Source organism: Saliniramus sp., from assembly GCF_035311605.1.
In the GTDB taxonomy this organism is placed as follows: Bacteria; Pseudomonadota; Alphaproteobacteria; order Rhizobiales; family Beijerinckiaceae; genus Saliniramus.
On the sequence record NZ_DATGCW010000171.1, the window covers coordinates 1 to 8,016 of the forward strand.

The 8,016-nt window shown below is 63.4% G+C and carries 9 protein-coding genes; 5 read left to right on the forward strand and 4 right to left on the reverse strand.

Annotated features, from left to right (window positions below; genetic code table 11):
• Positions 1-134: 134 nt before the first annotated feature.
• Both VKP01_RS07980 and VKP01_RS07985 read right to left on the reverse strand, forming a co-directional pair.
• Positions 135-269 (reverse strand): hypothetical protein, encoded by a 135-nt coding sequence (locus VKP01_RS07980; protein WP_324411623.1) that lies wholly within the window; start codon positions 267-269, stop codon positions 135-137.
• Positions 259-1,194 (reverse strand): hypothetical protein, encoded by a 936-nt coding sequence (locus VKP01_RS07985; protein ID WP_324411624.1) that lies wholly within the window; start codon positions 1,192-1,194, stop codon positions 259-261. The genes VKP01_RS07980 and VKP01_RS07985 overlap by 11 nt, the downstream gene beginning before the upstream one ends.
• On the opposite strand from VKP01_RS07985, the gene lipA reads away from it, so the two are divergent.
• Entirely contained in the window at positions 1,147-2,106 is a 960-nt protein-coding gene (lipA, locus tag VKP01_RS07990) for a lipoyl synthase (RefSeq protein ID WP_324411625.1), read from the forward strand. The two genes, VKP01_RS07985 and lipA, sit on opposite strands and share 48 nt — an antisense overlap.
• A 10-nt stretch (positions 2,107-2,116) precedes the next feature.
• Positions 2,117-2,566, forward strand: coding sequence for a type II toxin-antitoxin system RatA family toxin (locus VKP01_RS07995; RefSeq protein ID WP_324411626.1), 450 nt, complete (start codon positions 2,117-2,119; stop codon positions 2,564-2,566).
• A 3-nt stretch (positions 2,567-2,569) separates the two neighbouring features.
• Here the strand turns inward: VKP01_RS07995 and VKP01_RS08000 are convergent, their stop codons facing one another.
• Both VKP01_RS08000 and VKP01_RS08005 read right to left on the reverse strand, forming a co-directional pair.
• Positions 2,570-3,070: a CinA family protein gene (locus tag VKP01_RS08000; protein ID WP_324411627.1), complete on the reverse strand. Its 501-nt coding sequence runs from the start codon at positions 3,068-3,070 to the stop codon at positions 2,570-2,572.
• An 11-nt stretch (positions 3,071-3,081) separates the two neighbouring features.
• Positions 3,082-4,290: a bifunctional 2-C-methyl-D-erythritol 4-phosphate cytidylyltransferase/2-C-methyl-D-erythritol 2,4-cyclodiphosphate synthase gene (locus VKP01_RS08005; RefSeq protein WP_324411628.1), complete on the reverse strand. Its 1,209-nt coding sequence runs from the start codon at positions 4,288-4,290 to the stop codon at positions 3,082-3,084.
• A 177-nt stretch (positions 4,291-4,467) separates the two neighbouring features.
• Between VKP01_RS08005 and dusB the strand changes: the two genes are divergently transcribed.
• From dusB to ntrC, 3 genes are all read left to right on the forward strand, one after another.
• Positions 4,468-5,460, forward strand: a complete 993-nt coding sequence (dusB, locus tag VKP01_RS08010) for a tRNA dihydrouridine synthase DusB (RefSeq protein WP_414706551.1) — start codon at positions 4,468-4,470, stop codon at positions 5,458-5,460.
• Positions 5,457-6,587, forward strand: coding sequence for a two-component system sensor histidine kinase NtrB (locus VKP01_RS08015; RefSeq protein ID WP_324411629.1), 1,131 nt, complete (start codon positions 5,457-5,459; stop codon positions 6,585-6,587). Before dusB ends, VKP01_RS08015 begins: the two co-directional genes overlap by 4 nt.
• A gap of 20 nt (positions 6,588-6,607) precedes the next feature.
• A partial coding sequence (gene ntrC / locus VKP01_RS08020) for a nitrogen regulation protein NR(I) (protein ID WP_324411630.1) occupies positions 6,608-8,016 on the forward strand: 1,409 nt, incomplete at its 3' end.

Consider the following 8,016-nt stretch of genomic DNA (forward strand, 5'->3'; position numbering starts at 1 on the left):
ATCCGTCATGGTTCGTCTCCATTGTGCATGAGGCACTGCGATCCTTCGCAACCCTCGTTCAAATGTGCACATCGTGGAGGCGAACCACCGATCGGTGCCAGCTCCCTTCACAAACGGTCATACCGTCTGACGCTCTACAGCAGGGTGGTGAGCATCCGCTGCCCGTCCTGCGGCAGCATGGTGTCGAGGAGGGCGTGAATTACCGTCTGTGTATCAGCGTAGCTGGTCATGCCATAGGCATAAGTGCTGCGCGCCTCGTCACTGAGCATGGAGAAATACATCGTGATCACCGCATCTACCGCGCGCCGGATCTGCGCCACGGTTTCGAGCGCCGCATGGCCACCTGTCTGCCCGGTTTCGCGATAGAGCGCGAAGGGGGAAGAGCCGTCGATGAGATGCAGGTGGTCGTTGATGCTCGCGAAAATTTTTCCGGGTCATCTTGTTGCCGCGATGGACGAGGCGCGCCGCGCCGGTATTGGTGGCATGCTCGATGGTCATCGGCAGGCCGCCGCCAATGAAGGTTCGCGTAGAGAGAATGGCGTTGGTGATTCCAGCTGCGAGCCTCTCCAGTTTCCGTGCCGCCATTTGCGTATGCAGGCTCGGTATCAGCATCAGACCGCGCGACATCAGCCGCGCGAGCGATCCGACGATCTGCTCCGGCGAAATCCCGGCCCCCACGGTCACCGAGAGGCGCATGACGCCCTTGGCATCGGGATGGGCGCTGACACTGGTCTCGCCACCAGCCTGCATGTAGGAGCATGCGTTGATATGGACGAGCATGCTCGGCAACCCGATCAGGTCCAGGATGAGGACGGCGCCGGTCCCGATATCGATCCGCCCCGCATCATTGATGGTGGGGAGCGCGCTGAAGGACAAGGCCTTGGCAGGCTCGTCTCCACGAAAGCGATCTTGTGCAGTCAGATTTCTGCAATTTTTAATATTCATAGCGGTGTCTTGTTCGCGATTGAATTTCGAGCGCCGGATCGCGTCGTTCCGCGCGGATATTCGTCGCGAAACGACGCGATCCTGCCGTCCGGAAATCGGCGAAAGCTCTTCCGACCGACCTTGCAGCGGGTTGCCAGACGGGCCGCATCGGCCTATGTCGGAAGGATCGCGACCCCGTTCACGTTTGCGGAATTTTTTGACATGGCCGTTGTTCTCGATCTCCTCAAGAAGGATACCCGCCCCCGCCATCCGGAAAAGGCGCATCGGCCCGACCAGCCGATCCTGCGCAAGCCGGAATGGATCCGCGTGAAGGCGCCGGGTTCACCGAAATGGGCGGAGACCAACCGGATCGTGAAGGAGAACAAGCTCGTCACCGTCTGCGAGGAAGCCGGTTGCCCCAATATCGGTGAATGCTGGGAGAAGAAACACGCAACCTTCATGATCATGGGCGACACCTGCACCCGCGCCTGCGCCTTCTGCAACGTGAAGACCGGTCGCCCCGAGGCGCTCGATCCGCATGAGCCTGAAAATGTCGCCAAGGCGGTCGAGAAGCTCGGTCTGCGGCACGTCGTCATCACCTCCGTCGACCGTGACGATCTTGCCGATGGCGGCGCGCAGCATTTTGCCGATGTGATTCACGCCATCCGCGCGCGTTCGCCCGGGACGACCATCGAGATCCTGACCCCGGATTTCCTGCGCAAGGACGGGGCGCTGGAAGTCGTGGTGAAAGCGCGCCCGGACGTGTTCAACCACAATCTCGAGACGGTGCCTTCAAAATATCTGAAGGTACGCCCCGGCGCGCGCTACTTCCACTCCATCCGCCTGCTCCAGCAGGTGAAGGAGCTCGATCCGACCATTTTCACCAAATCGGGCATCATGGTCGGGCTCGGTGAGGAGCGCAACGAAGTACTCCAGCTGATGGACGATCTGCGCGCGGCGGATGTGGATTTCATGACCATCGGCCAGTATCTCGCGCCGACGCGCAAGCACCATCCGGTCGAGCGTTATGTGACGCCGGAGGAGTTCAAGGCCTATGCCACGACGGCGCGAGCCAAGGGGTTCCTGCTTGTCTCCTCCACACCGCTGACGCGCTCTTCCTATCATGCCGACGAGGATTTCGCGAAGCTCAAGGCGGCGCGGTTGAGCAAGACCGCAGGCTGACGGGGCCAGGATGCCATCGTTCCATACGGTCAAGCGGGTTCCGCATACACCGATCCAGATGTTTGAGCTGGTGGCGGATGTGGAGAAATACCCCGAATTCGTTCCGCTCTGCGAGAGCCTGCGCGTGCGCCGCAGGACGCAGAGTGGCGATGGTATCGAGATCCTCGTGGCCGATATGAGCGTCGGCTACAAGTCGGTCCGCGAGACATTCACGACCCGTGTGACGCTCGATCGTCCGCGCCTGCGGATCGATGTTGAATATATTGATGGCCCGTTCCGTTTTCTGGAAAACCGATGGAAGTTCCTCAAGCAGGGCGACAATGGCTGCGAAGTGGATTTCCACATCGCCTATGAGTTCCGCAATTTCGCGCTCGGCATGCTGATGGGCGCGATGTTCGATCGCGCCTTCCGCAAATTCACCAGCGCCTTCGAGGCCCGCGCCCGTCAGGTCTACGGCTGATCATCACGCCTCTACGATCGCCGCTTCGAGCAGCCTGAGCGCGTCGTCGATGGTCATCAGCCGGATTTCCCCGCGCCCACAATCGCCATAACGCTTTTCGAGATGTGCGGTGGCGCCGTTCCGGCGCGCGCAGGCGAGATGGACGAGGCCGACGGGCTTTGCCGAAGTCCCGCCGCCCGGGCCGGCGACTCCGCTGACCGCGACCGCGACATCGGCCCGCGAACGGGCGAGCGCTCCCTCGGCCATGGCTCGCACCACCGCCTCGCTGACGGCGCCATGGGCCTCGATCTTGTCTGTCGGCACGCCCAGAAGCTCGTTTTTCGCCGCGTTGGAATAGCTGACGAAGCCCCGCTCGACCACGCGGGAAGAGCCGGCGATCTCGGTGAGCAGGCCGGCGATCAGCCCGCCGGTACAGGATTCCGCCGTGGCAATCATCAATCCGCGTGCTGCACAGGCCTCGAGCAAGGCTGCGGCGCGGTTCTCGCGTTCTGGTGTGAAGATCATGCCGTGCCTCCTCATTGCCCGGTAGCGGGCAGCCGGATCGTTGCTGCCGCCTGCGCCGCGATTCCCTCGCCTCGCCCGGTGAAGCCGAGTTTTTCGGTGGTCGTCGCCTTGATCGAGACGCAATCGGCATCGATCCCGGCGATCTGTGCGATCCGCGCGCGCATGGCCTCGCGATGCGGTCCGATCCTGGGACGCTCACACAGGATGGTGGCATCGAGGAAGTCGATCACGCCGCCGCGTTCGCGCACGCGCGCCGCCGCGAAAGCGAGAAAGCGGTCCGAAGACGCGTGCCGCCATTGCGGATCGCTCGGCGGAAAATGCGTGCCGATATCGCCCTCGGCGAGCGCGCCGAGTACGGCATCGGTGAGGGCGTGCAGCACCACGTCACCGTCGGAATGGGCGACGACGCCGTTCGCATGCGGCACGGCCACGCCACCCAGCATCACATGGTCGCCTTCACCGAAAATATGGACGTCGAACCCGGTTGCCATCCGGCTGATCATGCGCGGCACTCCATCGTTCTCGGTATAGCGAAGGAAATCAGCTTCATGCGTGAGTTTTACATTGTCCGGATCACCGGCAAAGACATGGACATCCATGCCGGCCCATTCCACCAGCGCGCCGTCATCGGTGAAGCCTGTCATGCCCGCATCGAGGGCGCGGCGATGCGCAGCGAGGAGGGGGGCGAGCCGGAACGCCTGCGGTGTCTGGACGGCCCGCAGGCCGTCACGCGGCGGCGTATGCGTCACACGACCGTCATCGGCGATCTGCTTGATCGTATCCGTTACCGGGATGCCCGGCAGGGCGGCATCGTGCCGGAGCAGACCCGCGCAGGCGCGTTCGATCAGGTCGCGGGAAAGGAAGGGGCGGGCCGCGTCATGCACGAGGACATGTGGGCAGGTGGACGCGTCAAGCGCGGAAAGGCCGGCATGGACGGAAGACTGCCGCGTCGCGCCACCATGAACCGGCGGGAGCAACCGCGCGCGTTCCTGCTCGTCGAGGGCGGCGATGCATGCGGTATAGAGCGCTTCGTCGTCGGGATGAATCGCCACGACGATGGTCGCGATGGCCGACTCCATGCACAGGGCCCGCAGAGTCCGGGTCAGAACCGGGATGCCGTTGAGGGGGCGGTATTGCTTGGGGACACCTGCCCCGGCCCGCGTTCCCCGTCCGGCAGCGACGACGAGCGCGGCGATCCTCTCGCGAATGGGCTCTCTCATGGGTTCTCCCTGATGGTGCGGCAGTTTGGTGGTGATAGACCCGCCCCCTGATGAAGGCAATTGTCGCATGGTTGGTCAGGCAATTTTGCGGTATTGCACTTTTTTAAGGCTCGTCTATTTGTTAAGCAGATACGGGGATGCGGCATTGAGCAACATGCCGTGAGCAGGGGCGGAACGGTGCGGATCGGAAATGTCGAGATTGCGGGGCGCGTCGCGCTGGCGCCGATGTCCGGAGTGACTGATATTCACGCGCGCCGGATCGCCTCGCGTTTCGGCGCCGCCATGGTCGTCAGCGAAATGGTGGCGTCGGAGGCCTATGTCCAGGGTGCGGAGGAAGCGCGGATCCGCTCGGAGGGGCAGGGTATCGATCCGCATATCGTCCAGCTTGCCGGATGCCGCGCCAGCTGGATGGCCGATGCCGCGCGCATGGCACAGGATACCGGCGCCAATATCGTTGATATCAATATGGGCTGCCCGGCCAAGCACGTCTCCGGCGGTATGGCCGGCTCGGCGCTGATGCGCGATCTCGATCACGCCTGTGGTCTGATCGAGGCGGTGGTCGGCGCCGTAAAGGTGCCCGTGACCGTAAAGATGCGCCTCGGCTGGGATCACGCGCATATCAACGCGCCGGAACTCGCACGTCGCGCCGAGGCACTCGGCGTCGCAGCCATCACGATCCACGGGCGCACGCGCCAGCAATTCTACAAGGGTGAGGCGGATTGGCGGGCGATCGCCTCCGTGCGCGCGGCGACGACGCTGCCGCTGATCGCCAATGGTGATATCTGCAATGTCGATGACGCCCGCGCCGCGCTGGCGGCTTCCGGGGCGGATGCGGTGATGGTTGGTCGCGCGACGCTCGGCAAGCCGTGGCTGATCGCGCAGATCGAGGCGCAGCTCACCGGCCTGCACTGGACCGAGCCCGATATCGAGACGAAAATCGACGCAATCTCAGAGCATTACGAGGGCCTGCTGAGTCTCTACGGCGATCGTGTCGGCATACGGCATGCGCGCAAGCATCTCGCCGCCTTTGCCGATCATGCGGCTGAGCAGGGTCATGCGCTGGCGCCGGATGCGCGGCGCGAACTGGTCACCACGACGGAGCCGGCGCGGGTGATCGCGCTATTGCATTCGATCGTGAACGCCCCCGAGAGGATCGGAGCCGCCGCATGAGCCTGCCGACACCAGAGGCGATGATGAACGCCCTGCCGCTCCCGGTGCTGACTATCGGGCCGGATAATGAAATCCTGCGGGTCAATGCCGCAGCGGAGGCGTTCCTGGAAAGCAGCCAGCGGGTGCTGGAGCGCAAGAAGCTCAGTGATTACATGCCTTTCGGTTCGCCGGTTCTGGCGCTTGTCGATGAGGTGCGCCTGCGCGGGTCGAGCGTCAACGAGTATCGCGTCGATGTCGGCGGGCCACGTCTGGGAATGGAGCGGATCGTTGATGCCTTCGCCACGCCTTTGAGCGATGCGGGCGGAATGGTTGTGCTGATGCTGCAGGAGCGCACCATTGCCGACAAGATGAACCGCCAGCTGACCCATCGTAGTGCCGCGCGTTCGGTGACGGCGCTCGGTGCCATGCTCGCACATGAGATCAAGAACCCGCTTTCCGGGATTCGCGGTGCTGCGCAGCTGCTTGAGCAATCCGCCGACGAGGATGACCGGTTGCTCACCCGGCTGATCTGCGACGAGGCCGACCGCATCGTCAAACTGGTCGAGCGGGTGGAATTGTTCGGCGAGGCGGCGCCCGGCGCCGATCGTGGTCCGATCAACATCCATGCCGTGCTCGATCACGTGAAGCGGCTGGTCCAGTCGGGCTTTGCCCGCCATGTGCGCATCGTCGAAAATTATGATCCGTCGCTGCCGCCAATCTACGGATCACGCGATCAACTTGTCCAGGTATTCATCAACCTGCTCAAGAATGCGGCAGAGGCGATCGGCCCGGACGCGCTGGAAGGGGAGATCGTACTCTCCACTGCATTCCGGACAGGCATGCGTCTGCAGACGCCCGGCTCCTCCGAGCGGGTGAGCCTGCCTATCGAGATTGCCGTGCGCGATAACGGGCCGGGCATTCCCGACGAGTTCATTTCCCAGATGTTCGATCCTTTCGTCACCACGAAGGAGAACGGAAGTGGCCTTGGACTTGCTTTGGTCGCCAAGATCGTCGGCGACCATGGAGGTATCATCGAATGCGATCCCGCACCGCGGCGCACCACATTCCGGATCCTGTTGCCGATGTTCAGTGAGAAGACGACGACGGAAATATCAGCGAGCGCGCCTCCGGCACAATCTCAATCGTAAAACGGAATCGAGACCGTCCCATGCCCAGCGGAAACATTCTCCTCGCCGACGACGATGCAGCCATCCGCACGGTTCTCAACCAGGCGCTCTCGCGTGCGGGCTATGAAGTCCGCTCGACGGGCAATGCCGCGACGCTCTGGCGCTGGGTATCGCAGGGCGACGGCGATCTGGTGATCACCGATGTGGTGATGCCCGACGAGAACGCCTTCGACCTGCTGCCGCGGATCAAGCGCATGCGCCCCGATCTGCCCATCATCGTGATGAGCGCGCAAAACACCTTCATGACCGCGATCAAGGCCTCGGAACGCGGCGCTTACGAGTATCTGCCCAAACCCTTCGATCTGAAGGAACTCGTCTCGATCGTCGGGCGCGCGATGTCGCGCCCGCGCGGCAAGGTGACGACGCCGGAAGGTGAGGGCGAAGACATTCCCCTGATCGGGCGCTCTCCCGCCATGCAGGAAATCTACCGTGCCCTGGCGCGGCTGATGCCGACCGATCTGACCGTCATGATCACGGGCGAATCGGGCACGGGCAAGGAACTCGTGGCTCGGGCGCTGCACGATTACGGCAAGCGGCGCACGGGCCCCTTCGTCGCGGTCAACATGGCGGCGATTCCGCGTGATCTGATCGAATCCGAGCTGTTCGGCCACGAGAAGGGTGCCTTCACCGGCGCCACCCAACGCAGCGCCGGACGTTTCGAGCAGGCAGAGGGCGGGACGCTCTTCCTCGACGAGATCGGCGACATGCCGATGGAGGCTCAGACGCGCCTGCTGCGCGTACTCCAGCAGGGTGAATACACGACCGTGGGTGGACGCACGCCGATCCGCACCAATGTCCGCATCGTGGCTGCCACCAACAAGGATCTGCGGATCTCGATCCAGCAGGGTCTGTTCCGCGAGGATCTGTATTTCAGGCTCAATGTCGTGCCCCTGCGCCTGCCGCCCCTGCGCGAGCGTATCGAGGATATTCCTGATCTGATGCGGCATTTCTTCTCGCTGATCGAGAAAGAGGGGCTCGCCCGCAAGCAGATCGACGCAGAGGCGATGGATCGGCTCAAGCGCTATCGCTGGCCGGGCAATGTGCGCGAGCTTGAGAACCTGGTGCGGCGACTTGCGGCACTTTATCCGCAGGACACGATCACCGCGCCGATCATTGATGGCGAGCTCGACGTCAAACCGATCGAGACCGGCATGTCGGCCGTCAGCGAAACACCGGGTGAGCCGGAGACGCTCGCGGGCTCGGTGGAGCGCCATCTCAATTCCTATTTCCGTCAGTTCCGCGACGGTCTGCCGCCGCCGGGGCTGTATCATCGCATTCTGCGTGACGTGGAGGGGCCGCTGATCGGCGCGGCGCTGGCCGCCACCCGCGGCAACCAGATTCGCGCGGCAGAGCTGCTCGGTCTCAATCGCAACACATTGCGCAAGAAGGT

Excerpts from the sequence above, each read along its gene's own strand:
- VKP01_RS08015 (WP_324411629.1), top strand. The coding sequence starts at position 5,457 with ATGAGCCTGCCGACACCAGAGGCGATGATGAACGCCCTGCCGCTCCCG.
- VKP01_RS08000 (WP_324411627.1), bottom strand. The coding sequence starts at position 3,070 with ATGATCTTCACACCAGAACGCGAGAACCGCGCCGCAGCCTTGCTCGAG.
- VKP01_RS07980 (WP_324411623.1), bottom strand. The coding sequence starts at position 269 with ATGCTCAGTGACGAGGCGCGCAGCACTTATGCCTATGGCATGACCAGC.
- VKP01_RS08005 (WP_324411628.1), bottom strand. The coding sequence starts at position 4,290 with ATGAGAGAGCCCATTCGCGAGAGGATCGCCGCGCTCGTCGTCGCTGCC.
- lipA (WP_324411625.1), top strand. The coding sequence starts at position 1,147 with ATGGCCGTTGTTCTCGATCTCCTCAAGAAGGATACCCGCCCCCGCCAT.
- VKP01_RS07985 (WP_324411624.1), bottom strand. The coding sequence starts at position 1,194 with ATGGCGGGGGCGGGTATCCTTCTTGAGGAGATCGAGAACAACGGCCAT.
- VKP01_RS07995 (WP_324411626.1), top strand. The coding sequence starts at position 2,117 with ATGCCATCGTTCCATACGGTCAAGCGGGTTCCGCATACACCGATCCAG.